The sequence below is a fragment of the Beijerinckiaceae bacterium genome (assembly GCA_004564215.1).
GTDB lineage: Bacteria > Pseudomonadota > Alphaproteobacteria > Rhizobiales > Beijerinckiaceae > Methylocapsa.
Genome location: CP024846.1, coordinates 1,980,070 through 2,004,431 on the forward strand (window position 1 = coordinate 1,980,070; position 24,362 = coordinate 2,004,431).

Below are 24,362 nucleotides of genomic sequence, written 5' to 3' on the forward strand. Positions count from 1 at the left end.
GACATGACCGATCTTTTTGCCGCCGCCAATCTTGAAAAGGACGCGCCGCATCCGCTGGCCGACCGGCTGCGTCCGCAAAGCCTCGCCGATGTGGCCGGCCAGGATCATCTTTTGGGGCCCGAAGGCGCCCTCAGCCGGCTCATTGCGTCCGGCAGTTTAGGCAGCCTTATTTTCTGGGGGCCTCCGGGAACCGGCAAAACGACCGTCGCGCGCCTGCTCGCGCGAGAAACCAAGCTCGCTTTCGTGCAGATCTCGGCTATTTTTTCGGGCGTCGCCGAACTTAAAAAGGTGTTCGAAGAGGCGCGCGGCCGTCGAAAAACCGGTCAAGGAACCTTGCTTTTCGTCGACGAAGTGCATCGTTTCAATCGGGCGCAACAGGATAGTTTCCTGCCGGTGATGGAAGATGGCACCATCACCCTCGTCGGCGCCACAACCGAAAATCCGAGCTTCGAACTGAATGCTTCGTTGCTGTCTCGCGCCCGCGTCATGATTTTTCATGCGCTCGACGAGGCGGCGATCGAGAAGCTGCTCGGTCGCGCTGAAACGTCGGAAGGCAGAGTATTGCCGCTCGATTCCGCCGCCCGCACCGCGCTGATCCGGATGGCGGACGGTGATGGTCGGGCCGCCTTGAGCCTTGCGGAGGAAGTTTGGCGCGCCGCCAAGCCGGACGAGATTTTTGATGCGTCCACGCTGGCGGCGATCGTGCAGCGGCGCGCTCCGATCTACGACAAGTCGCAGGAAGGTCACTACAATCTCATCAGCGCGCTGCATAAATCCGTGCGGGGTTCCGACCCCGATGCGTCCCTCTATTATCTGGCGCGGATGCTGGATGGCGGTGAAGATCCGCTGTTCATCGCAAGGAGGGTGGTGCGGATGGCGGTTGAGGATATTGGCCTTGCCGATCCGCAGGCGCTCGTCATCGCTAACGCGGCCAAGGATGCCTATGATTTCCTGGGTTCCCCGGAAGGCGAGCTTGCGATCGCCACCGCGGTGATCTATGTCGCGACCGCGCCGAAATCGAACGCCGCCTATGTTGCCTTCAAGGCTGCCACACGGCTGGCCAAGGAGCATGGCTCGTTGATGCCGCCCAAAACGATTCTCAACGCACCGACCAAACTCATGAAAAATGAAGGCTATGGCGCCGACTATGCCTATGATCATGATGAGCCCGAGGGTTTTTCGGGTCAGAATTATTGGCCCGAAGCGCTCGGGCGGCAAAAGCTCTATCGTCCGGTGGGCCAGGGCTTCGAGCAAGAGCTGCGGGCGCGGCTTGACCATTGGGCCAAGCTCCGGAAAGTGCGAAACGATCCAAATTGACAGTGCGGCCTGTGCTTCGCTCGCGCCGAGCGGTGGATGGCTGAACGCCGTCCTTGCTGTTCACCGGCAGTTCATGCGCAACAGGTTACGCGAATGGTCCACCCTCGTCCCTGTCGTCAAATCCGGCTGCCGCCGGTGACCGGAGTCCAGCGGCATGATTGATCGCAATGACGTGCGGTGGTACCGGGACGCGATTATCTATCAGCTGCACGTCAAATCGTTCTTCGACGCCAACAATGACGGCATCGGCGATTTCGGCGGCCTGACCCAAAAGCTGGACTATATCAAGGAACTCGGGGTGACCGCGATTTGGGTCATGCCGTTCTATCCGTCGCCGCTGCGCGACGACGGATACGACATCTCCTATTATCGCGGGATCAATCCGGCTTATGGAAGCCAGCGGGATTTCAAGCTGTTCGTGCGCGCCGCGCATGAGCGGGGACTGCGAGTCATCACCGAACTCGTGATCAACCATACTTCCGATCAGCATCCTTGGTTCAAACGCGCGCGCGCCGCGAAGCCCGGTTCGGCGGCACGAAATTTCTATGTCTGGTCGAACACGGACGTGGAGTACAGGGACGCGCCGATCATTTTCCTGGACACGGAAAAATCGAACTGGACCTGGGATGACCAAGCGCAGGCGTTTTATTGGCATCGCTTTTACGCGCATCAGCCGGACCTGAATTTTGACAATCCGCGGGTTATCGAGGCCGTGCTCGACGTGATGGCCTATTGGCTCGACATGGGCGTCGACGGTCTGCGGCTGGACGCCATCCCCTATCTGGTCGAACGCGAGGGCACGAGCTGCGAAAATCTTCCCGAGACACATGGGGTCATCAAGAAAATCAGAGCGGCAGTCGATGCCCGTTATCCGGATCGTATGCTCCTCGCGGAGGCTAATCTCTGGCCGGAGGAGACGGCGCAATATTTCGGCGAGGGCGATGAATGCCACATGGCGTTCCACTTCCCGCTCATGCCGCGCATTTATATGGCGCTGGCGCAGGAAGACCGTCATCCGATCACCGACATTATGCGGCAGACGCCAGAGATTCCCGAAAATGCCCAATGGGCGATCTTTCTGCGGAACCATGACGAGATGACGCTTGCCATGGTGACCGACAAGGAACGCGATTATCTGTGGTCCTTTTATGCCGCCGATCCTCGGGCGAGAATCAATCTCGGCATCCGCCGGCGCCTGGCGCCCTTGCTCGAAAACGATCGCCGCAAGATCGAATTGTTGAATTCGCTGCTGTTGTCCATGCCAGGCACGCCGGTCATCTATTATGGCGATGAAATCGGCATGGGCGACAATATTTATCTCGGCGATCGCGATGGGGTGCGAACGCCGATGCAATGGTCGCTCGATCGCAATGGCGGGTTCAGTCGCGCGGACCCCGCCAAGCTGTTCCTGCCGGCAATTCAGGATCCCGTCTACGGTTTCGGCGCCGTCAACGTCGAGGCCCAGCTCGCGAGCCCCTCGAGCTTGCTCACTTGGATGCGGCGCATGATTGCCGTCCGGCGTTCGCATCTCTCGTTCGGGCGAGGCACCCTGCGGTTCCTTTATCCGGCCAACCGAAAAGTCTTGGCCTATCTGCGGGAGACCCCGAACGAACGGATCCTTTGTGTCGCCAATGTATCGCGAGCGCCGCAGGCCGTGGAACTCGATCTAGCCGAGTTCAAGGATGCGATTCCGATGGAGCTCACGGCCGGGAGCGTGTTTCCGGCGATCAATTCACGATCCTATCTTCTGACTTTGCCATCTTATGGATTCTTCTGGTTCAAGCTCGAATCCGCGGAGGCGAATAAAGAACTCGAAAATCAGCAACCGACACCGGGGCTTTTTACCCTGGTTGCGACCGGCAAGCTCGAAACCATTCTGTCGGGGCGGGAGCTTGTTGCGTTCGAAACCAATGTCGCGCCGCGGTTCCTGGCCTCGCGGCGCTGGTTCAGCGAGACCCCGATCAGCGGAGTTTCCGTCAAGGATTTCGCGGTGCTTCGGGACGGCGGACAGAGTCGTTTCGTTCTCCCGCTCCTGGACGTCAAATTGCCAAACGGCCGGGTCGAAAGTTATTTCGCACCGCTTGCCGCCGAGGCCGAAACGGAGCACGGACCGGCCGCGGCCTACGCCGCCGCGAGGCTACGCCGCGGTGCGATGACCGGCGTGCTCTACGAGGCCGACGCCTGCGAAGGTTTCGCCGCGAGCCTACTGGCGGCGTTGCGGCGCGACGAGAGGCTGCGCACGATTCACGGGCGGGAAATTATTTTCTCGCCGACGCCTCGCCTTGGCGATGAGCCCCTCATCGATGCCACGAATGTCCAACGAATCGGGGCCGGAAAACGCAATTCCTCGCTCGTCATTGCCAGCCAGATGATGCTGAAAATTCATCACAGGCTGCACAGCGGTGGCGATCCGGAGGTTGAGGTTTTGCGCTTTCTGACCGATGTGGCGCAGTTTGCCAATTCTCCTCCCGTTCTTGGGGTCATCGAATATGTCGACGACGCCGACAATCACACGGTCCTGGCGATTCTCCAAACCTATATGCGCAACCAAGGCGATGCCTGGACCTGGACCCTCGAAGCGTTGAAGCGCATTTTGGAAGATGCCGCACTGACGCCCGGACAGGACGAGCACGCGACTCATGAAGGATTTGGAACTTATGTGCCGCACATGCAGCGGCTCGGCATGCGCACCGCCGAAATGCATAAGGCGCTGGCAACGCCCACCGCCGATCCGGGATTCAAAGCCGAGCCGCTGACCCTCGACGATGTGCGTCAGAGCGCGGACGAGGCGAGGGCCCTCGCCAAGCGCGCTTTTGCGCGGTTGCGAAAGATCGGCCCGGAGACCAGCAAGCAAACGCGCGCGACCGCCGAACGCCTCTTGGCCAGACGCCAGGAATGTTTCGGCCTGATCGACGAGCTCGCGCAAGAGCCGCAAGGCGCGATCAAGATCCGCATTCACGGCGATTATCGGCTCGATCGGCTCCTTGTCGTGAAGGATGATGTCATCATGGTCGATTTTGCGGATTCGCCTTCGGCCAGCCTCTACCAGAGACGCGCCAAGGCCTCGCCCTTGCGGGATGTCGCGGTCATGCTGCGTTCCTTTGCGCAAGCGGTCGCCGCCGCTAAACGTGATCTCGCGGGGCGCGTGCCGGATTCGACGCTGGCGGCGGCGGGGCTGCGCGAGGAACTGGTCGAATTCTCGCAAATTTTCATCCGGTCTTATATGGATGCTGCCCGCGACAGTCCGATTTGGATCGAGGATAAGGAAACCCGGGTTCGCCTCCTTGTCCTCTATCTGCTTGCCGAAGCCCTTGAGGAAATTGATCACCAGGGGCAATTCCGCCCGGAGTGGCTGGACACGCCGATCGAAGGGGTCATTGCGATACTGGACCGCATGGCAAGGTTCCCTGAGCGAGGTTCAGATTGAACCTCCAGTAGAGAGCACTCTATGCCTAAAATCCAATAACGCCGCACAAGCTCAGCGACGAGCGCGCGGGCGTTAGCTTTTCAACACCAGTTCGTTTGGCAACGTTTTGATATCTATTTGTCGGCGGCCCGTTGTTGGCGATATTATACTTGACGTAGCACAAATCGCAAGGGGGTGCTAAGATGAGCGCCGACGCCGAGGGATTCGCGCCCGGTAGGCTGTGGAGCCTATGGGATATAATGATTCATTTCGATGTTCGATTGCTTATCTTACGAATGCGCCACATTGAGGATTTCGAAGAATTACTCTCGACTGGAGCGCCAATCGGAGGTTCCCCACCGGTTGATGGCTCTGCGCTAACGATGCGGTTGACGCCTTCAAACTCCCCAAACGAGCGGCTTAGCGCGGACGGCCGAAAGTGGCTATGGGCGCACATAGGCCCGCTTCAAGTCGAGCTAAGTCCACTCGCTTTGACCGTGGCTCAGACGGAAGTTCAGCACATATGGAACAATGCCCATATTTGGACAGCTAAAGAGATGGCCGGTCGGTTAAAAGAATTTCGACTGAAGTTAACGAATGAATTGAATGATCGGTTTTTTGTCTACTTAACTCCAGAGGAGGCGCATTATTTTCGTGAAACGCAGCCGTTTGGTAAGGAAACAATCGGCGCATTCCATTCATCGGAAGTCGATATTGGCGAAGCGTCAAAGTGTTTCGCAATTGGGCGAAATACCGCATGCGTTTTTCATTGCATGAGGATTCTTGAAACTGGCCTTCGGGTTATGGCGGCTGATGTGGGTATAGCGTTTGACGTGCAAAACTGGCAAAATGTGATCGATCAAATTGAGTCAGAAGTGAAGAAGATTGGGAAAACACTTCCGTCCGGAGCTACTAAAAGTCAAAGATTGCAACAATTGTCTGAAGCCGCTGTGCAGTTCACTTATTTCAAAGATGCTTGGCGCAACCATGTCTCGCACAATCGATCTCGTTATGATGCTAATCAGGCGCTAAGCATATTTAATCATACCAAGGAATTTATGGGCGCTCTGGCCAAATGGCTCCAAGAGTAACTAGCGGTTAGGCATCTTTGATCGTGGGGGCACTATTTTCGCAAAGGCATTCTCGAATGGCTGACCAACCTCTTCAACGCCAAGCTTTCGAGCGGTCTCTATAAACCGCTCGGATTGGGCTTTGTCAGTGAACTTAGGTTTCGGCTTTGCCGTTGGTTTTGGTTTTGCGGCTTTTGCCATAGGGGCGCTCGCTAATGAGTCGTTCGGTAGGTGAGCCTCTTACCGACAACGCCTTTGAGAGCGCGATCCGCGCGCTCTACATCGTCACAGCCAAGACGAACGCGATTGCTGTAGCGGAAGTCGAATTCCGCAAGATAGCGATGCAAATGGCGCTCACCACAATGCTGATATACGCCTTTCATGCCCCGTTTGAAAATGGAGAAAAAGCCTTCAACAGTGTTTGTAGTCACGGTGCCGCGCACATATTCATCGGCGCTGTGATTGACAGTTTCATGGCTTGCGAATTCTCCCCCGACCTCGCGATAACAATTGGCTTCATCAGTCATCAACGCAGTTTCGCGAACGACATTCGCGCGCACAATCGGTGCAATGTCCGCAACGCGAGTGCTATCGATATGAAAACTGCGGGAACTGCCGTTGCGCTGAAGAAGGGTTAAGACTGCGTTCTTATGACCGGCACCTGCCTTGCGCTTGGGCTGGCCTTCAACGCGGCCGATAAAGGTTTCGTCGACTTCCACAATCTCGCCAGCGCCGCCCATTGGCTCAAGCCCGACGGTTTGCATGGCAGTGCGGATGCGGTGCGACATAAACCATGCGGTTTTGAGAGTTACGCCAAGGGTACGGTGAAGCTGGTTAGAGATAATGCCCTTCTTGCTGGAGGTCATGAGGTGCATCGCCTGCAACCAAAGGCGCAGCGGAACATGGCTGGACTCAAAGATGGTTCCAACCTTCACGGTAAAGGGCTTGCGGCACTCATTGCACTGGCGGACGCCCAGACGGGTAGACTTGCCAGCCATCAATTTCATGCGCGACGCATCGGCATTTCCACAATGAGGGCAAGTTGGCCCATTCGGCCAAACCCGAGCCTCAACATAGGCATAGGCGGCGCGCTCACCGTGGAAATGTTTGTCCGAAAGGACGGATGACATGGCTGACTCCTCAATGGAATCAAACTACTCCAATCGCTGTGCTACGTCAAGTATAATATCGCCCCGTTGTTTAGAGAACAAATAATGAACAAATTGTCACGTATAATTTTTCTCAAATCAGATAAATCCGGTCCGGCAGCGCGTCCTCGCCTTCGCCCTTGGGCGGAAAATGTTCGGCCAGAACCCGGCCGCATTTCTCGACCGCGATCACGAAGCCTTCTGCGATTGCCCCTTCGCTGATATGGCCGCGCAAAGCATCGACCGCATCCTGCCAAACCGTTGGATCGACTTTGGACGCGATGCCCTCGTCGGCGACTATCCGCACGTAATGTTCGGCCAGCGAAACGAAGATCAGGACGGCCGCACGATTCTGTTTGCGCGCCATGCCACGGATCATGAATTGCTCCGTCGCGGCGCGATGCGCCTCGGCCCGGCGAATGCGGCGCGGGACGAGAATTCGGCCCAACGGCGTTTCGGTCAGGACTAAAAAGAGCACCACGAAAATGACAATCTGCGCCAAAAAGATTCCCCGCACCGAAAGGTTTGTGACGGCGAGCAGAATCCAGGGAGCGATCAAGGCGAGGAGGGCCGACCAGGCCGTTGCGTAGGTTCGTGAATCGGACGACGAGCGCGCCAGCACGCAGACGATTTCGCCCGCGGTTCCGGCCTCGGCAGCTTTGATCGCGGCGCCGATGCGACTTTGGTCTTCCGCCGACAAATTCGCCATCACCAACTCCCTGAGGCTCCGCCACCGCCCGACGACCCGCCGCCGCCGGACCAGCCGCCCCCGGAACTGCCCCCTCCGGAACTTCCGCCGGAGCTCATGAGCATCCCGAGCAAGAAGGAGAAAACATCGCCGCGAATCCCGCGCGGCAGAAGCATGAATATCAAAAGCAGAAAGAGTCCAATCGCAATCAACGGAGCGATGCCGTCCGTCGTCGACTCCTGGTCATTGACGATGCGTAGGTCCGGGCGCTTTCCCCATTCGGCGGAATCCGTCGTCAAAACCGTGATGATGTCATCGACGCCGCGCTCAAGGCCGCCGCCATAATCGCCCGTTTTGAAACGGGGGGTCATCGCATTGGTGATGATGATCTTGGACAGCGCGTCGGTCAGCGTGCCTTCGAGGCCGTAGCCGACCTCGATCCGCACCTTGTGCTGTTGCGGCGCAACCAGAACGAGCACACCATTGTTCTTGTCTTTCTCGCCGAGGCCCCAGGCGCGAAACAGAGCGTTGGCGTAGGGCTCGATCTCGTCGCCTTCGAGCGATGTCACGGTAGCGACGACAAGCTGGATGCCGGACTTGGCTTCGAGCGCGGCGAGCTTTTGGGTAAGCGTCTCGGCCACGGCTTCCGGAATGACATTGGCCTGATCGACCACCCGACCCGTCAGCGGCGGAAAATTATAGGCGAGACCCGCGCCGACGAAGGCGAGCACCAAGAGCAGCGCCGCGATAAGGCTTGTTGCGGCCACGACAGGGAGCGCATGGCCGGGACCCAACCGGCCGCGCCGCCAAACCCGAGCCAGATCGTAAGCCCCCGCCGGGGGCATGCCCGGAAACTCCGCCGTCAAAATTTGACTTGCGGCGGCGTCTGCGCCGATTCGCTGGCGGCGAACTCCGCCATGGGCTTGTTGGCACGAAACAACGTCGCCGCCCAAAGCAGGGTCGGGAACGTCTTGAGGCTCAGATTATAAGCGCGGACCGCTTCGATATAGTCGCGCCGGGCGACGGAAATTCTATTTTCCGTGCCTTCGAGCTGCGACTGCAACGCGAGGAAATTCTGATTTGATTTCAAGTCGGGATAATTTTCGCTGACCGCAAGCAAACGGCCGAGCGCGCCGGACAATTGGGATTGGGCCTGCTGGAACTGCTGGACCTTTTCCGGATCGGTCAATTGCGAGGCGTCGATCTTGACCGAAGTCGCCTTGGCCCGCGCTTCGATCACCGAGGTCAACACATCCTTTTCCTGCTTGGCATAGCCCTGCACCGTGGCCACCAGATTGGGAATGAGGTCGGCACGCCGTTGATATTGATTTTGGACATCGGCCCATTTGGCCTTGGCCTGCTCCTCGAGCGTCGGAATCGTATTATAGCCGCAGCCGGAAACGCAGACGCCCAAGATCGCCAGGACGAAAACAGCGCGCAAGCTCGCAAACATCCGATTCGCGCGAGACAGTGGCAGCGTATCTTGAGATGCATTGATCGAAAAATTCATAGGCAAGCCCTCCAGCGTGACGAAGTTAATCGGTTCGCGTGCATTAAGCAAAACTCCGTGGACGCGCATATCGCCCAAGACTCAAAGATCAAATTACGGCGCAGGCCATCGGCGCCGTTTACCGAACTTTTTAATATATACGTTCAATCGTCTTGTTTTAGAAACACAAGGCCCTAATTTCGCTGGGGTAAAGCGCCGCCGATCGAGGCGGCGCTTTTCGGCTGGGCTGCTCGTCGAATGGCCGGCGAGATAACCTACGGAAGTGAGACTCTGATGACGATGAAAGCAACCTTCTTGGCGGGCGCCCTGGCGTTCGCGGCAGTGGCGCTCCCTGCTGCAACCGCCTCCTCCATGCCGCAGGTCGCCCCGGGCATTGCGCGCGGCGATTCGGTCAACCATGTCGAAAAGGCCTATTGGCATAGGTGGCATCGCTGGCATAGGTGGCACCGTTGGCACCGCTGGCATCGCAGATGGTGATGCAGGCCTGAATTCAGGGCGGGTTAGTTTGCAGGCATGATCGAGGCGGGACGCACCAAACCGTCCCGCCTCGACGCTTATTTGCCATGAACGGAGCCTCATTCTAATACTGATTGGGCGAGACTCGCCATTCGCATCGGACGCCTGGGCCAATCTCGATCCAAGCCGAACAGGGATTCGTATAGCCCGATGAACCCCAAGCTCAGTCATCTGACGTTTCAATTGTCCGATGTTTCGATCCACGCGGTCGCCGCGGGCCCGCAAGACGGCCCCTTGCTCATTCTCCTGCATGGCTTTCCCGAATTCTGGTACGGCTGGCACGCACAGATCCTGCCGCTTGCCGAAGCCGGCTTTCGCGTCGTCGTTCCCGATCAACGCGGCTATAATCTGAGCAGCAAACCGCAGGATTGGCAGGCGTATGAAATCTCCCGCCTGACCGGTGACGTGTTCGCGATTGCAGACCAGCTTTCCCGCCCGCGTTTCTCGCTGGTCGGCCATGATTGGGGCGGCGCCGTCGCTTGGGGCTGCGCCCTATCCCGGCCCGAGCGCCTCGAGCGTGTGGCGATTTTGAACGCACCGCATCCCCGCGTGATGGTGGACTATATCCGCGCCCATCCGACGCAGCTTTTGCGCAGTTCGTATATGTTGTTTCTGCAGCTGCCTTGGCTGCCGGAATTTCTGCTCGGGCTCGCAAATTTTTGGCTCCTGGCCTTGACGGCGAAGATCACCAGCCGTCCGGGCACCTTCTCCGAACAGGATCTCAAACATTATCGCGAAGCGTGGCGCCAACCTGGCGCGCTGACGGGCATGGTTAACTGGTATCGCGGGCTGCGCGCCAAAAGCAAAAATAAGCGCGAGGGTGCACGCAGCAGGCCGACGATCGACATTCCCGTCAAGATTTTATGGGGAAAGAAAGATCGTTTCCTGGAAAGCGCAATGGCCGAACTCAGTTTGCGATATTGCCCGAAGGGCGAATTGACCCTGGTTCCCGGGGCGGGCCATTGGCTGCAGCACGAGGAACCGACACTCGTGACCCAGGCCCTGAAGGATTTCTTCTCAACTTCAGGTAAGTGAAAGAGCGGTTCCGGGCGATTAGAGCCTGTTCCAAAAAAGTTGACCGACTTTTTCGATCAGATGATTCCATCTGATCGGGAAGCGCTCTAGCCGGCGGGCGCGGCAGCGGCCTTCTCAATTGCGACTTCGCCGGGAAGAAACCCATCGAACGCCGCCCAAAACTGTTCCCGAAAAGCGTCGCGCTCCATCAGGATCTCATGCCGTGCGCGCAGCAGAGTGATGCATTTGCCGGCTTTGAGGCGGCTCGCGAAAAGTTCGGCTGCGGCAGTATCGACCACGCGGTCGTCGCCGGCCGCCAAGATCAAAGTCGGGGTCAAAATCCGGCGGGGATATTCGACGTCCTCGAAGCGCTGCATGAGCCGGAAGGCGGCATTGATCCACCCGATCGTCGGATCGCCGATGGCCAGCTCCGGCACCGCCTCGACGACGGCCGCCGAGCGGACATGGCGCCTTGGATCGGAAGTCAACACATTCCCCTCGAAAGGGCCGGCCATATAGGGCTTCGGTTTGCCTCCAGGCATAAAGCGGCGGCTCTGGCCGAGCAGAACCAGCAACCGCGCAAGAATCCGCAGGCTTGTCCCGAAACGTAGCCCATAGAGATCGACCATCGGCGCCGTCAAGACCAGGCGTTCGAAGGGCGATCGCCCCGTGTGCGCCGCGGCAAGCGCAATGGCGGCCCCCATGGAATGGCCGAGCGCGAACCAGGGGCGCGGGCAGTAAGGTTCCAGGATTTGCTCCACCAAAGCGTCGAGATCGAGGTCATAGGCCTGAAAAGTGGCGACATGGCCCTTCCGGGGATTGTCGAGGAGGCGGCTGGAAAGGCCTTGCCCGCGCCAATCCAGGGCGACGACGTCGAAGTTTCGGCTGAGCAGCTCGCCGATGACTTCAAAGTATTTTTCGATGAATTCGGCGCGGCCAGGCAAAATCGCGACCGTTCCAACGCAAGCATCGCCGCAGCTCCAGCGCGCCGCCCGCAGGCCGCGGTGATCCCGCGTGGACAGCGCCGAAACGACCCCCCCAGGGGGCGCAGGGTTTTCGGGAAGTGAACAGAGATTCATAAGGAGTCTTCGATGCTCGGGGCTTGGCCGCGGAGGGAAATGCCACGGTTCGTGGCCTGCGCGCCGGGGACTTTAACGGGAGAAGATTTGCTTGTCTCGCCCCTCTTGCAAACCGAATCCCTGTTCCCACATCAGCTGTGCGCGGGCCATGCGAGGCCGCGTAGGAGCGGCGGCGAAGGTTGCAGGATAACTCGTCTCGTGCCGCTTCGTGAACTTGGTTGTTTCAACTCGTGTCGCTTCATCAAGGAGGATAGTGAGATGCGTCAGTTCGATCTGTCACCGCTTTACCGTTCGACCATCGGCTTCGATCGTCTGTTCAATATGATTGATCAGGCCGCAGGTCTCGAAACCATGCCGAGCTACCCGCCCTACAACATCGAGCGCACCGGCGATAATGCGTATCGGATTTCCGTGGCGGTCGCTGGCTTCGGCGAAAAAGATCTCTCGATCGAAACCAAGGAAAACAACTTGACCATTCGCGGTTCGAGGGAAATCCGGGAAGGGAGCGAGGCCGCCAAGACCGAGGTTCTTTATCAGGGAATTGCCGCCCGCGCGTTTGAGCGCCGCTTCCAGCTGGCCGATCACGTCCTAGTGACCGGTGCAAGCCTTGAAAACGGCTTGCTTCATGTGGATCTTGTGAGGGAGCTGCCAGAGGCCCAAAAGCCCCGTCAGATTCCGATCGGAACCGAAGCTGCAAAGCCCACGATCGCGACGTTTAGGGCAGCCTAACGGCTTTCCGGGTGTCTCTCCCAGGCCCGGTTAGTCGAGGAAAGGGCGTCTCCAACGAGGCGCCCTTTTTATTGGTCTGAACTTCACTTTGCTTCAAAGCGGGATGGGATCCGACGGGGTTTCGTCGGGTCGTCCTTTGGGTGGCAGCGCGCGCTCAGGCTTGGCCTGGGGTATTGCCGGTTTTTCCGCCGCTTCCGGATTTACCTTGCCGGCGGTCGCGGCCGGTTGGCGGGCCGGTTTGCTCGAAGGTTGGGCGGAAAGATCGGAGGGTCGAGGCTTCGGCAAGTCTGGCGGAGCTTCTTTGGCCGGGTTTGGCGCAGCGAGGGAGGCGGCAGGTTTCGGCCAAGCCCCCAGCGGAACATTTTGGATGATTGTTCCATCGAATGCATCAAACACGACCCTGCGCCGCTGGCCCTGGGGGTCTTCGGTTTCCGCCAGATAGATGCGGCCCTTTTTGCGAGGGGCGGCAACGAGGCGCAGCCCCATCTCCGAGACCCATTTTCGGATCGTGGCAGGCGGAATAGGCGGATCGCCCGGCTGTTCTGCCTCCGGATAGGCATAGCGCGGTGCCGGCCCGGGCAAAGGATAATACGGTCCCCATCCACCGTAGAATTGGGCTTGGACCGGGGTTTGGAAAATCATCGCCGCGAAACCAAAGGCCGCACCCGCGGCCCGCCGTCGCCATGGCGAATTCCTGCGCATCATGCGCTCTGCTCCTTCGCCCCGTTCGTTAGCCCTTCCAAAGTATCGGGGAGAAGCGTGAGAGAATTGAGGCGGCGGCAAGAAGGGTTTGGCTAGAGCAGGTTCCGAAAAAGTTGACCGACTTTTTCGATCAGAACATGCTCCAACTCCTTGAACTTGAGCGATTCCTTTTCGATCAGATGATTCCATCTGATCGGGAAGCGCTCTAAGCGGCGCTCCATACGATCGACAAAAAGCGCTCAATGTCGGAAGGTTTGGTCGCGAAAGACGTAACCAGACGGACGAACGCTTCGTCCATGTTTTGATTGCCGATTTCGGCTTCGAAACCATGAAAGTTCCAGTCGTAATAGAGTACGCCGGCGGCTTTCAGGGCCATATCGACACGATTGGGCAGGATCGCGAAAATTTCATTCGCCTCGCTCGGCCAAACCAGGCGCACCCCAGGAACCGCGGCCAAGCCTTCGGCGAGACGCCCGGCATGCGCGTTCGCGCTCCCCGCAAGGTCGAGCCAATGGCCATTTTCCAGATAGGCGATCATTTGCGCCCCGAAAAACCGTCCCTTTGAGAGGGTATGACCGCTCCGCTTACGCTGAAAGGGAAGGCTCGCTGCCGTCGCGGGGTCGAAAAAGATCACGGCCTCGCACGCCAGCGCCCCATTCTTCGTCGCGCCGAAGGATAAAACGTCGATCCCCGACTTCCAGCTCATTTCGGCAGGCGTACACCCGGACGCGACAAGGGCGTTGGCGAAACGCGCGCCGTCCATGTGGACCATCAGGCCGGCGCCATGCGCGATCGCGGCAAGTTCGGCGAGTTCTTCGCGCCTATAGATGGTCCCGCATTCGGTCGCCTGCGAGAGCGACAGGGCGGCCGGCTGGACCTGTTTCACCAATCCGCGCGGAAACCCCTTGAGGATTGCCGAAAATTCCCGCGGATCGATTTTCCCGGCGTGGCCAGGGATGCCGACGAGCTTGGCGCCACCTGTGAACATTTCCGGCGCGCCGCATTCATCTTCGTTGATGTGGGCTCGGCTGTGACAGAAAACCGCGCCATAAGGCGGCGAAATGGCGCTCAAGGCCAGGGCGTTCGCGGCAGTCCCAGTAGGGACAAAAAAACAGGCGGCTTCGCGTTCGAAAACTTCGCCGAGAATGCGGATCGCCTTGGCGGTCAGAAGGTCGCAGCCATAAGCCGCATCCGAGCCTTCGTTCGCGGCGATAATGGCGTCGAGTATTTCCTGGCTGGCTCCGACGGTATTATCGCTTGCGAAGTTCATTGTTCTCAACGCCAAGCGAGAGCTTAACAGATTTGCGGGACGGAGGTCGAGCGGAGTGCTCCCCGGCCCCCCTAACCTGCCCGTCAAAGGTTGTGGCTTATTTAACGGGGCCTCGCAATGCGCTGCCCGTCGCCGCTGGAGCTCCAACTGGGGGGCCGAGTCGAGCGCCGGAAATGTTTGCGCCCGGCGCTTGTTATGGACGCTGGAATCTGCAATGTTACTTGCTTAGGACAGTGTTGCTGACCATTTTAAGGGGGCACACATTCCCGCCGCCGCTTCGGTTTTTCTGCGCGCATCGAACGTCTCAAGGTTTAATGCGAATAGGCGCAGCCGATCCGACGCCAAGCGCGCGCGATGGGGGTAGGAGCCGGCGGGACCTGACCGCGTGGCTCGGTTCTTGCCAGAATGGCCAGCGCTGCTTAGAGCATAATCAGCGCGCGCAAAAATCGGTTTTGCCGGAAGGCAAAGCCCAAAAAACAAGCTGCGGCACGCTATTTCCCGGCGACAACCGCTTTTTGATGGAGGCTGAGAGATGACCGACAAGATCCCCGGCCCAATCCACCTCGACCCTGGCCTGCCGCCTGCCCAAGGTCTTTATTCGCCCGAGTATGAGCATGACGCGTGCGGAGTCGGCTTCGTCGCCGACATGCACAATCGTAAATCGCATGAAATGATTACGATGGGGCTCGAGATTTTGCTCAATCTCGATCATCGCGGCGCTGTCGGCGCCGATCCGCAGGCCGGCGATGGCTGTGGAATGCTGGTCCAGATCCCGCATCGCTTTTTTGCCGGCAAGGCAAGCGAACTCGGTTTCGTTCTGCCGGCGCCGGGCGAATATGCCGTCGGCGCCTTCTTCCTGCCGCGCGACCCGGAAGGCCGCCGCATCGCCGAAACCATTATTGAAAAAGTGGTCGCGGAAGAAGGACAGATCTTTCTTGGCTGGCGCGACACGCCGGTCGACTCTTCCTGCCTCGGCGAGAGCATCAAGCCGGCCGAACCGTTCAGCCGCCAGATTTTTATCCAGCGCGGCCCGGGCGTTTCGGATCAAAATATCTTCGAGCGCCGGCTTTTTGTTTTGCGCAAGGTGATTTCGAACGCCGTCTATGATTTGCGCGACCCGCGCACCGCGGGCTTCTATCCCGTCTCGCTTTCCTCGCGCACCATTGTCTACAAGGGGCTGCTGCTGGCCGCCAAGCTCGGCGTCTATTTCAAGGATCTCGCCGATCCCACCTTCGAGTCGGCGCTCGCCCTCGTGCATCAGCGGTTTTCGACCAACACATTTCCGACCTGGTCGCGCGCGCACCCCTATCGCCTTGTCGCACATAATGGCGAGATCAACACGCTGCGCGGCAACGTCAATTGGATGGCCGCGCGGCAAGCCTCCGTTGCCTCCGGCCTGTTCGGCAATGACATCAGCAAGCTCTGGCCGATCTCCTATGAAGGGCAATCGGATACCGCTTGTTTCGACAATGCCCTCGAATTTCTTGTGCAGGGCGGGTATTCGCTCTGCCACGCGATGATGATGCTGATTCCGGAAGCCTGGGCTGGCAATCCGCTGATGGATGAGGCGCGCCGCTCCTTCTACGAATATCATGCCGCGATGATGGAGCCGTGGGACGGACCCGCCGCCGTCGCCTTCACCGATGGCCGTCAGATCGGTGCCACTCTCGATCGCAATGGCCTGCGGCCGGCGCGCTACCTCGTGACCCGCGACGGGCTCGTCGTGCTGGCTTCGGAAGCCGGCGTGTTGCCGATCGCCGAAGACCGGATCCTCACCAAATGGCGGCTGCAGCCAGGCAAAATGCTGCTCGTCGATTTGGAGCAGGGCCGCATCATCTCGGACGACGAAATCAAGAACGCGCTGGCCGCGTCACATCCCTATGCCGAATGGCTGAAACACACCCAGATCGTACTCGAAGACATGGATCTGGCGGTTCATCCGCGTTCGCCGCGCTCCGACGTCTCGCTTTTGGATCGCCAGCAGGCGTTCGGCTACAGCCAGGAAGATCTTTCGCTGCTGTTGCCGCCGATGGCGGTGACGGGGCAAGAAGCGGTTGGCTCGATGGGCACCGACACGCCGATTTCGGCGCTGTCGACACAGTCGAAGCTTCTCTACACCTATTTCAAGCAGCACTTTGCGCAGGTGACCAATCCGCCGATCGATCCGATCCGCGAGGAATTGGTCATGAGCCTCGTCTCCTTTATCGGACCGCGCCCCAATATTCTCGATCACGAAGGCAACTCGAAGAAAAAGCGCCTTGAGGTTCGTCAGCCTATTCTCACCAATGGCGATCTTGAGAAAATCCGGTCGATCGGACATTTCGAAGAATCGTTCGACACCAAGACGCTCGACATCACCTATCCGTCGGAGAACGGCGCCGAGGGCATGCCCGAAGCCTTGGAACGGCTTTGCGAGCGGTCGGACCGTGCCGTCAGCAGCGGGTTCAACATCATTATCCTGTCCGATCGCCTGACCGGAGCCGATCGCATTCCGATCCCGGCTCTGCTTGCGACCGCCGCCGTACATCATCATTTGATCCGCAAGGGTCTCCGCACCTCGGTCGGCCTCGTCGTCGAAACCGGCGACGCACGGGAAGTCCATCATTTTGCATTGCTGGCGGGATATGGGGCAGAAGCCATCAATCCTTATCTTGCCTTCGAAACGCTCGCAGCGATGGCTGACGATTTCCCCGAGGAAATCGACGGCTACGAGGCGTGCAAGCGCTACATCAAATCGATCGACAAGGGATTGCTGAAGGTCATGTCGAAAATGGGTATTTCGACATATCAATCCTATTGCGGCGCGCAGATTTTCGATGCGGTCGGTCTCGCCGATGATTTCGTCGCGCGTTATTTTACCGGGACGCCTTCCATGATCGGCGGCGCCGGTCTGACCGAGATCGCGGAAGAGACCGTCCGCCGCCACAGGGAGGCTTTCGGCAACGCTCCGCTCTATCGCCATGCGCTCGATGTCGGTGGCGACTACGCCTTCCGCCTGCGGGGTGAAGCGCATTCCTGGTCGCCGCAATCCGTCTCCCTGCTTCAGCACGCCGTGCGCGCCAATAATGAATCCGATTATCGTGCCTATGCTTCCTTGCTGAACGATGAGACCGACCGGCCCCTGACGATCCGCAGTCTGTTCCGCATCAAATCGGCGTCGGAAGATGGCCGCGCGCCGGTGCCGATCGAGGCGGTCGAATCGGCTGCGGCGATCGTCAAGCGTTTTTCGACCGGGGCCATGTCCTATGGCTCGATCTCGCGCGAAGCGCATACGACGCTCGCGATTGCGATGAACCGGATCGGCGGCAAATCGAACACGGGCGAGGGCGGCGAGGAATCCGACCGCTACAAACCTCTACCCAATGGCGATTCGATGCGTTCGGCGATCAAGCAGGTCGCCTCTGGTCGATTCGGTGCGACCACGGAATATTTGGTCAATTCCGACATGATGCAGATCAAGATGGCGCAGGGTGCCAAGCCCGGTGAAGGTGGCCAATTGCCGGGGCACAAAGTCGACGCCGTCATTGCCAAGGTCCGGCATTCGACGCAGGGCGTCGGCCTCATCTCGCCGCCGCCGCATCATGACATCTATTCAATCGAGGATCTGGCGCAGCTCGTTTTCGATCTGAAAAACGTCAACCCGGACGCCGATGTCTCGGTCAAACTCGTCTCCGAAGCTGGTGTCGGAACCGTCGCCGCGGGGGTCTCCAAGGGCCGGTCGGATCATGTGACGATTTCGGGTTTCGAGGGCGGCACCGGCGCTTCGCCCCTGACTTCGATCAAGCACGCCGGCGACCCTTGGGAAATAGGACTCTCCGAAACCCAACAGACCTTGGTCTTGAACAGGCTGCGCTCGCGGATCGCCGTGCAGGTCGATGGCGGCATCCGCACCGGCCGCGACGTCGTGGTTGGCGCGCTTCTTGGTGCCGACGAATTCGGCTTTGCGACGGCGCCGTTGATCGCTGCCGGCTGCATCATGATGCGCAAGTGCCATCTGAACACCTGCCCGGTCGGCATCGCGACTCAGGACCCTGTGTTGCGCAAGCGCTTCACCGGCCAGCCCGAGCATGTCATCAATTTCTTTTTCTTTGTTGCCGAGGAAGTCCGCCGTCTGATGGCCGAGATGGGCTATCGCAGCTTCAACGAGATGATCGGGCAGATGCAAATGCTCGACAAGCAACAGGCGCTCGCGCATTGGAAGGCGCGCGGGCTGGATTTCTCCAAGCTGTTCCATAAGCCCGTTGCCGCGCCAGGAGAGACGATCTTCCATTCGACCCGCCAGGATCATGGGCTTGAGAAGGTGCTTGACCGCAAATTGATCGCGGCCGCGACAGCCTCGATCGAAACCGGGGCGCGGGTGAAAATCGAAACGGCCATCAACAATACAGACCGGACTACCGGCGCCATGTTGTCCGGAATGATTGCGCGCCGCTATGGCCATGCCGGCCTGCCCGAGGATACGATCCATATCTCCGCCAAGGGCACGGCGGGACAAAGTTTCGGCGCCTGGCTCGCCGCCGGGGTCACGATCGAACTCGAGGGGCAGGCAAACGACTACGTCGGCAAGGGACTTTCGGGGGGGAAGATCATCGTTTATCCCCCCGCCTCCAGCCAGATCTTGCCCGAGAAATCGATCATCATCGGGAATACTGCGCTTTACGGCGCGATTGCCGGTGAATGCTATTTTCGCGGCGTCGCTGGCGAGCGGTTCGCGGTCCGCAATTCCGGTGCGATCGCGGTTGTCGAAGGCGCCGGCGATCATGGCTGCGAATATATGACCGGCGGCATCGTCGTCGTGATTGGTGAGACGGGCCGCAATTTCGCCGCCGGCATGTCGGGCGGCATCGCCTATGTCCTCGATGAAGACGGGAAATTCGCCGAGCGCTGCAATCTCGCGATGGTCGACCTAGAACCGGTCGCCGAAGAAGAAGAGTTGATGCTCGAAAAATATCATCATGGCGGCGACCTCGATTTCCACGGCCGCGTCGACGTCATGGGCGATATGACCCGTTTCGACGCGGAACGGCTGCACCAGCTGATCTCCAACCATGCCCGCTATACCGGCTCGACACGGGCCCGACACATCCTTGAACAGTGGGACGAGTATAAGCCGAAATTCCGCAAGGTAATGCCGGTCGAGTACCGCCGTGCTCTCGCCGAACTCATCGCCAAGGGTGACCAAGGTGTTTTCGTGACAGCGGGGCCCTAATCCAAAGCCGGGCTAGGCGCCGCGCGTCAGCTTGACCCATAGAGCGGAACAGAAGACAGGGACCATGAGCGTTTTTGAGCGATCACGGTCTTAAGGTTTGGACGCGCGACAAGCGCGGGTGTATGCGCAAGGCTCAGGACCTCCGCAACGGAGGGGCGGCTGTGTAGGCTTGATTGTTCGAGGATGATGAGAAGGCATGGGCAAGGTTACGGGGTTCCTTGAAATTGACCGGCGCGACCGGCGCTATGCACCGGCGTCCGACCGGATTCGTCACTACAAGGAATTCATGATTCCTCTGTCGGAGGAAGCAACCAAGGATCAGGCCGCGCGCTGCATGGACTGCGGCATTCCGTTTTGCCACACTGGTTGCCCCGTCAATAATCAGATTCCGGACTGGAACGACCTCGTCTACCGGAGCGATTGGGAAGAGGCTTCTCGCAATCTTCATTCGACCAACAACTTCCCCGAGTTTACCGGCCGCATTTGTCCGGCGCCCTGCGAAGCCGCCTGCACATTGAACATTGACGACAGTCCGGTCACCATCAAAACGATTGAATGCGCGATCGTCGACCGTGCCTGGGCGAACGGCTGGGTGAAACCCGAACCCGCCGACACCAAGACGGGCAAGAAGATCGCGGTGGTCGGTTCGGGGCCGGCGGGGCTTGCTTGTTCCCAGCAGCTCGCGCGCGCCGGGCACGAGGTCCATCTTTTCGAGAAACATGCCAAGCCCGGCGGTTTGCTTCGCTATGGCATTCCCGACTTCAAAATGGAAAAGCATCTGATCGACCGGCGCGTTGCCCAGATGCGGGCGGAGGGCGTGCATTTCCATAACAATGTGAATGTCGGCATCGACATTAGCGCCGCCGATTTGGTGGACGGCTATGATGCGGTCGTCCTGGCCGGAGGCGCGGAAAAGCCGCGCGATCTTCCGGTTCCGGGCCGCGATCTTGCGGGCGTGCATTTTGCCATGGATTACCTGCCGCAGCAAAATCGGCGGATCGGGAATGAGCCGATCCACAGCAACGAGCCGATCCTGGCCGGCGCCAAGCATGCCATCGTCATCGGCGGCGGCGATACAGGTTCGGATTGCATCGGAACTGCAATTCGCCAGGGTGCGCTGTCGGTGACTCAGCTTGAAATTTTGCCGCGGCCGCCGGACAAGGAAGATAAGCTTCTAACCTGGCCGAATTGGCCAATGAAGATGCGCACCTCTTCTTCGCAGGAAGAAGGCGCACACCGGGACTTCTCCGTCCTCACGAAGGAATTGCGCGGCAAGGACGGCGTGGTCAATAAGCTCGTTTGCGTGCGGCTCGACTCGAACCTGAAGGAAATTCCCGGCACCACCTTCGAGCTCAAGGCCGATCTCGTCCTGCTTGCCATGGGCTTCGTTTCACCCCTGCATGAAGGGCTTTTGCACGATCTCGGCGTCGCCTTCGATCAGCGTGGCAATGTCGCCGCCGACCAGACGCACTACAAGACCTCGGTTGCGAAGGTGTTCGCCTGCGGCGACATGCGGCGCGGCCAATCCCTGGTGGTCTGGGCAATCCGCGAAGGCCGCCAGACGGCACACGCCGTCGATGCTTTCCTGATGGGCTCGAGTCTGTTGCCGAGATAGAGGCTTCTACATCACCACGACTTTTGTCCCCACGCCGACGCGCTCATAGAGATCCATCACATCGGCGTTCATCATCCGGATGCAGCCGGACGACACGGCCTTGCCGATCGAATCCGGTTCATTGGTGCCGTGGATGCGAAACAGCGTGTCCTTGTCGCCTTTGAACAGATAGAGCGCCCGGGCGCCGAGCGGATTTTCGAGCCCGCCCTCCATCTGCTCAGGAAGATCGGGGCGCCGCTGCAGCATTTCCTTAGGCGGAATCCAGCGCGGCCATTCGGATTTGCGGCCGACCCGCGCGATGCCTCTCCACTCAAACCCCTGGCGTCCGACGCCGATGCCATATTGAATCGCGGATCCATCGGACTGAACCAAATACAAATAGCGCGAGCGGGTATCGATGACGATGGTCCCCGGCGACTCGCTGGTCGGATTTTTTACGACCCCGGCGGTTTTTTGCCTGAGGTTGACGCTGACCTCGGGATCGCCGCGATCGGAATATTCGCCGCCGCGCCTTTGCCGCGCATAGGGATCCTCATAGAGCGGTTCGCCATAGGCATAGGGACGGCCGCGATACCGGCGTGCCGGTGGCGGATCCGCCGGATAGGCTGAGTAGGGATCGGAATAGCCCCGATTGGAATAAGCCGGATACGCCGGATAGGTCTCATAGCCGGAATAGTTTCGCCATTGTGCAAAGGCCGGAGCCGCCGGTATGAGAAGAGCGAAGGACAGCATGAGGCCGGCCCCGCGCCTTGCGGTCTTGCTGATTTGTTTTGCACACATGTGAGACTCGACTTCGTTTTTTCCTGACGAAAAGACGCATCATTTTCTCAATAAATCGCAAAAACAACAACTCGCTTGATATGGACCTTGTTCACCTCTTGAAACAAAAAGACCGATTTATTGAAACAAAAAAAAACCGGTTTGGCAACGTGCCAAACCGGTCTTCCGCTCTCCTGAAACGAGCACTCTATCAGAGGACCACGACCGTGGCACCGACCTTCACCCTTTGGTAAAGATCGACGATATCCTCATTTAGAAGGCGGATGCAGCCGGAGGACACCGCGTGGCCAATGGTATTGGGCTCGTTGGTGCCATGGATACGAAACATCGTATCGCCGTGGCCGTTATAGAGATACATGGCGCGGGCGCCGAGCGGATTGGCAAGGCCGCCAACCATCACACGGGGCAGTTCCGGCCGGCGCTTCAACATGGCGGCGGGCGGGTTCCAGGTCGGCCATTCGGCGCGCCGGCCAATATAGGCGCGGCCCGACCAAGCAAAGCCTTCCCGGCCAACGCCGACGTCGTAGCGCATCGCGCGGCCGCCTTCCATCGACAGATAAAGATAGCGGTTCTTGCTGTCGATCGTGATCGTGCCGGCCCGTTCGCCAGTGGGATCATCGACCAAGGTCCGGGTCGGCTGAACATCGCGCCGAAGATCGGTTGGCAGATTGACCGGCTGAATTTGGCGGTTGACGAGGCCTGCGGGCGAACCGCCGTCGAAAGCCTGCGCGCCGGTGGCAAGAAGAGTCGCAATGCCAGCCACGGCAAACAAGTGAGTCGTAGAAACTTTGAACATTATTTTGGCGTCCCCGTTCGAAAACTGCAATTCAGAGTGTTCGACTGAGAACGCAACAGCTGTGCGGTTTGTTCCGTTGCAAACGGGCGAGGTAACGATTTTTTTGTTTTTTTTTGGGCGGCGACGTCGCCGAACCGCGGCATTCCTATTTTGATGCGGGTGCGTCGGCGCGCGGCCAGGAGAAATCATCCGCTCGGCCCGGTTTGGGCGGCAGCGGTTTGCCTTGCTGCAAGGTCTGGTCGATCAATCTCTGCGCGTCGGTCGGGGTGGACCCGGCGGTCGTCACCCGCGTGGCGAGTTCGCCGCCCGGCGATAGTGCAGGGCCCGTCAGCGGCAGGACCGGTCCGGCAACGGGTTTGACGCGCGGCGGCGGTGCTTCGCCTGGCAATGCCGATACGTTCGCCGGCGTTTCCTCCGATGTCGAGCCATTGGCCGGGTTTGTGGCGATATCCGGAGTCATGCCCGGTTCGATCTTTGGAAACACTTCTTCGAGCTTGCGTCGGATTTCGGGTTCGACAAAATGCGCGAGCTTGCGCGCGCCGGCTTTGGTGAAATGGACGCCGTCGGCAGCGCGCAACTTCACGGTCTGGCCGTTGATGTCGGGACCAACCGCGCTGTACTGCCCGTTCTCATCGGCAAACGCTTCCCAGACATCGATATAAGTGGCGCCCGCCTTCTCTGCGTAATCATGATAGAATTCATTGAAGGCCAGCGCATCGGCGGAAAGGCGGTCGCTCTTCAGAATCGGCAGACCGACCCAGATGAGCGGGATTTTCTTGTCCCGGAACATCGCCGCAATGGTTTCGATCCGCTGCACATAAGCGGCCTTCCACTCGGGCGAGCGCGGCTCATAGGCGCCCGCGGCGTCGCGCAAGCTTTGCCGGTCGTTGCTGCCGATCATCATGACCGCGAAATCGATCTTCTCCCCGCTGGCGAGCAGATCCTGCGCGGCCTTGGTCCAATCGTAGAAATCGTCGCGCACAAGCCCCGAACTGTCGCGCGCCTTGCGCAGAATGGCGACTTCCGGCCGGTTTTCAAACGCCTCGGTCAGCCCCTGGCCGAGCATCTGCCCCAGGCCGTCGCCCAGCACGGCGACGAAAAAGGTAGGCGCGACAGCCGGTGTCGCGGGCGCCTTGGCAACCGGCCTTTCGCTCGCGGGACGACTTGGCTTTGGCCGCGCCACACGCGGTTGCGGCGCGGTCCGGCGCATTTCCGGCCGCGGCCGCGCCACCCTGGCTTGAGGGGGCCGGAAAAGCTGCTCGAACCAGCCGAACGGATCGCCCTGCGCCAACGCCGGCTGCTCGCCCGCGGTCCCCATCAGGGCGATTGCCGCCAGAATAGAAAGCGCGGCGAACTTCGCCATTTGGTGCCAAGCACGGCTTAACAAGTCTGGACCAAGATTATGTGCCATAGCTTTCATTATAACGCTCAATCGCTGCCGATGCACGTCATGCAATGGCGGCGGTGCCATGGCCGAGCTGGCGGCGGATCACCCCCCTAGCCGCACCGCCGC

General features: G+C 59.4%; 19 protein-coding genes and 1 pseudogene. 9 read left to right on the plus strand and 11 right to left on the minus strand.

The genetic code is table 11. The features are described from left to right. Positions 1-3: 3 nt before the first annotated feature. Both CU048_09255 and treS read left to right on the plus strand, forming a co-directional pair. Positions 4-1,317, plus strand: coding sequence for an AAA family ATPase (locus CU048_09255; protein ID QBR71438.1), 1,314 nt, complete (start codon positions 4-6; stop codon positions 1,315-1,317). Positions 1,318-1,471: 154 nt separating this feature from the next. Next, positions 1,472-4,744 (plus strand): maltose alpha-D-glucosyltransferase, encoded by a 3,273-nt coding sequence (treS, locus tag CU048_09260; protein ID QBR71439.1) that lies wholly within the window; start codon positions 1,472-1,474, stop codon positions 4,742-4,744. Here treS and CU048_09265 read toward each other — a convergent pair. Next, positions 4,741-4,868, minus strand: a pseudogene (locus CU048_09265) (Appr-1-p processing protein). The gene treS and the pseudogene CU048_09265 overlap by 4 nt on opposite strands. A gap of 58 nt (positions 4,869-4,926) precedes the next feature. Between CU048_09265 and CU048_09270 the strand changes: the two are divergent. After that, the gene (locus tag CU048_09270; protein ID QBR71440.1) at positions 4,927-5,814 is read left to right on the plus strand and encodes a hypothetical protein; all 888 of its coding nucleotides are present in this window, start codon (positions 4,927-4,929) and stop codon (positions 5,812-5,814) included. 191 nt (positions 5,815-6,005) lie between these two features. Here the strand turns inward: CU048_09270 and CU048_09275 are convergent, their stop codons facing one another. From CU048_09275 to CU048_09290, 4 genes are all read right to left on the minus strand, one after another. After that, a complete protein-coding gene (locus CU048_09275) occupies positions 6,006-6,923 on the minus strand; it encodes an IS1595 family transposase (GenBank protein QBR71441.1) in 918 nt (305 codons plus the stop codon). Between the two features lie 112 nt (positions 6,924-7,035). Then, the gene (locus CU048_09280) at positions 7,036-7,650 is read right to left on the minus strand and encodes a hypothetical protein (protein ID QBR71442.1); all 615 of its coding nucleotides are present in this window, start codon (positions 7,648-7,650) and stop codon (positions 7,036-7,038) included. Then, positions 7,650-8,474 (minus strand): hypothetical protein, encoded by an 825-nt coding sequence (locus tag CU048_09285; GenBank protein ID QBR71443.1) that lies wholly within the window; start codon positions 8,472-8,474, stop codon positions 7,650-7,652. Before CU048_09285 ends, CU048_09280 begins: the two co-directional genes overlap by 1 nt. 17 nt (positions 8,475-8,491) lie before the next feature. Beyond that, the gene (locus CU048_09290) at positions 8,492-9,082 is read right to left on the minus strand and encodes a LemA family protein (protein ID QBR72802.1); all 591 of its coding nucleotides are present in this window, start codon (positions 9,080-9,082) and stop codon (positions 8,492-8,494) included. Between the two features lie 294 nt (positions 9,083-9,376). On the opposite strand from CU048_09290, the gene CU048_09295 reads away from it, so the two are divergent. After that, positions 9,377-9,616 carry a hypothetical protein gene (locus CU048_09295; GenBank protein QBR71444.1) on the plus strand — a complete coding sequence of 80 codons (240 nt, stop codon included), beginning with the start codon at positions 9,377-9,379 and terminating at the stop codon, positions 9,614-9,616. A gap of 189 nt (positions 9,617-9,805) precedes the next feature. Continuing rightward, positions 9,806-10,690 carry an alpha/beta hydrolase gene (locus CU048_09300; protein QBR71445.1) on the plus strand — a complete coding sequence of 295 codons (885 nt, stop codon included), beginning with the start codon at positions 9,806-9,808 and terminating at the stop codon, positions 10,688-10,690. Positions 10,691-10,776: 86 nt separating this feature from the next. Here CU048_09300 and CU048_09305 read toward each other — a convergent pair whose 3' ends face one another. Next, positions 10,777-11,748, minus strand: a complete 972-nt coding sequence (locus CU048_09305) for an alpha/beta hydrolase (protein ID QBR71446.1) — start codon at positions 11,746-11,748, stop codon at positions 10,777-10,779. A gap of 258 nt (positions 11,749-12,006) precedes the next feature. Here CU048_09305 and CU048_09310 point away from each other — a divergent pair, with 258 nt between their 5' ends. Then, a complete protein-coding gene (locus tag CU048_09310; protein ID QBR71447.1) occupies positions 12,007-12,477 on the plus strand; it encodes a molecular chaperone in 471 nt (156 codons plus the stop codon). Positions 12,478-12,570: 93 nt separating this feature from the next. On the opposite strand, the gene CU048_09315 is transcribed toward CU048_09310, so the two are convergent. Further along, complete coding sequence (locus CU048_09315) at positions 12,571-13,182, minus strand: hypothetical protein (GenBank protein QBR71448.1); 612 nt, start codon at positions 13,180-13,182, stop codon at positions 12,571-12,573. Between the two features lie 202 nt (positions 13,183-13,384). After that, positions 13,385-14,449 (minus strand): low specificity L-threonine aldolase, encoded by a 1,065-nt coding sequence (locus CU048_09320; GenBank protein QBR71449.1) that lies wholly within the window; start codon positions 14,447-14,449, stop codon positions 13,385-13,387. A gap of 314 nt (positions 14,450-14,763) precedes the next feature. Here CU048_09320 and CU048_09325 point away from each other — a divergent pair, with 314 nt between their 5' ends. From CU048_09325 to gltD, 3 genes are all read left to right on the plus strand, one after another. Then, on the plus strand, positions 14,764-14,985 hold the full coding sequence (locus CU048_09325; protein QBR71450.1) for a hypothetical protein: 222 nt from the start codon (positions 14,764-14,766) through the stop codon (positions 14,983-14,985). Next, entirely contained in the window at positions 14,982-19,658 is a 4,677-nt protein-coding gene (locus CU048_09330) for a glutamate synthase large subunit (GenBank protein QBR71451.1), read from the plus strand. Before CU048_09325 ends, CU048_09330 begins: the two co-directional genes overlap by 4 nt. 196 nt (positions 19,659-19,854) lie before the next feature. Continuing rightward, positions 19,855-21,273, plus strand: coding sequence for a glutamate synthase (gene gltD / locus CU048_09335; GenBank protein ID QBR71452.1), 1,419 nt, complete (start codon positions 19,855-19,857; stop codon positions 21,271-21,273). Between the two features lie 6 nt (positions 21,274-21,279). Here the strand turns inward: gltD and CU048_09340 are convergent, their stop codons facing one another. From CU048_09340 to CU048_09350, 3 genes are all read right to left on the minus strand, one after another. Then, entirely contained in the window at positions 21,280-22,005 is a 726-nt protein-coding gene (locus CU048_09340; protein ID QBR72803.1) for a L,D-transpeptidase, read from the minus strand. Between the two features lie 238 nt (positions 22,006-22,243). Continuing rightward, positions 22,244-22,849, minus strand: coding sequence for a L,D-transpeptidase (locus CU048_09345; protein QBR71453.1), 606 nt, complete (start codon positions 22,847-22,849; stop codon positions 22,244-22,246). Positions 22,850-22,994: 145 nt separating this feature from the next. After that, the gene (locus CU048_09350) at positions 22,995-24,320 is read right to left on the minus strand and encodes a DUF459 domain-containing protein (protein ID QBR71454.1); all 1,326 of its coding nucleotides are present in this window, start codon (positions 24,318-24,320) and stop codon (positions 22,995-22,997) included. Between the last annotated feature and the right edge of the window lie 42 nt (positions 24,321-24,362).

What these genes read in the sequence shown, in the direction of transcription:
- CU048_09295 (QBR71444.1), top strand. Translation starts at nt 9,377, where the DNA reads ATGGCCGGCGAGATAACCTACGGAAGTGAGACTCTGATGACGATGAAA.
- gltD (QBR71452.1), top strand. Translation starts at nt 19,855, where the DNA reads ATGGGCAAGGTTACGGGGTTCCTTGAAATTGACCGGCGCGACCGGCGC.
- CU048_09345 (QBR71453.1), bottom strand. Translation starts at nt 22,849, where the DNA reads ATGTTCAAAGTTTCTACGACTCACTTGTTTGCCGTGGCTGGCATTGCG.
- CU048_09315 (QBR71448.1), bottom strand. Translation starts at nt 13,182, where the DNA reads ATGATGCGCAGGAATTCGCCATGGCGACGGCGGGCCGCGGGTGCGGCC.
- treS (QBR71439.1), top strand. Translation starts at nt 1,472, where the DNA reads ATGATTGATCGCAATGACGTGCGGTGGTACCGGGACGCGATTATCTAT.
- CU048_09270 (QBR71440.1), top strand. Translation starts at nt 4,927, where the DNA reads ATGAGCGCCGACGCCGAGGGATTCGCGCCCGGTAGGCTGTGGAGCCTA.
- CU048_09275 (QBR71441.1), bottom strand. Translation starts at nt 6,923, where the DNA reads ATGTCATCCGTCCTTTCGGACAAACATTTCCACGGTGAGCGCGCCGCC.
- CU048_09330 (QBR71451.1), top strand. Translation starts at nt 14,982, where the DNA reads ATGACCGACAAGATCCCCGGCCCAATCCACCTCGACCCTGGCCTGCCG.
- CU048_09280 (QBR71442.1), bottom strand. Translation starts at nt 7,650, where the DNA reads ATGGCGAATTTGTCGGCGGAAGACCAAAGTCGCATCGGCGCCGCGATC.
- CU048_09325 (QBR71450.1), top strand. Translation starts at nt 14,764, where the DNA reads ATGCGAATAGGCGCAGCCGATCCGACGCCAAGCGCGCGCGATGGGGGT.
- CU048_09290 (QBR72802.1), bottom strand. Translation starts at nt 9,082, where the DNA reads ATGTTTGCGAGCTTGCGCGCTGTTTTCGTCCTGGCGATCTTGGGCGTC.
- CU048_09310 (QBR71447.1), top strand. Translation starts at nt 12,007, where the DNA reads ATGCGTCAGTTCGATCTGTCACCGCTTTACCGTTCGACCATCGGCTTC.
- CU048_09285 (QBR71443.1), bottom strand. Translation starts at nt 8,474, where the DNA reads ATGCCCCCGGCGGGGGCTTACGATCTGGCTCGGGTTTGGCGGCGCGGC.
- CU048_09300 (QBR71445.1), top strand. Translation starts at nt 9,806, where the DNA reads ATGAACCCCAAGCTCAGTCATCTGACGTTTCAATTGTCCGATGTTTCG.
- CU048_09255 (QBR71438.1), top strand. Translation starts at nt 4, where the DNA reads ATGACCGATCTTTTTGCCGCCGCCAATCTTGAAAAGGACGCGCCGCAT.
- CU048_09350 (QBR71454.1), bottom strand. Translation starts at nt 24,320, where the DNA reads ATGGCACCGCCGCCATTGCATGACGTGCATCGGCAGCGATTGAGCGTT.
- CU048_09305 (QBR71446.1), bottom strand. Translation starts at nt 11,748, where the DNA reads ATGAATCTCTGTTCACTTCCCGAAAACCCTGCGCCCCCTGGGGGGGTC.
- CU048_09320 (QBR71449.1), bottom strand. Translation starts at nt 14,449, where the DNA reads ATGAACTTCGCAAGCGATAATACCGTCGGAGCCAGCCAGGAAATACTC.
- CU048_09340 (QBR72803.1), bottom strand. Translation starts at nt 22,005, where the DNA reads ATGCTGTCCTTCGCTCTTCTCATACCGGCGGCTCCGGCCTTTGCACAA.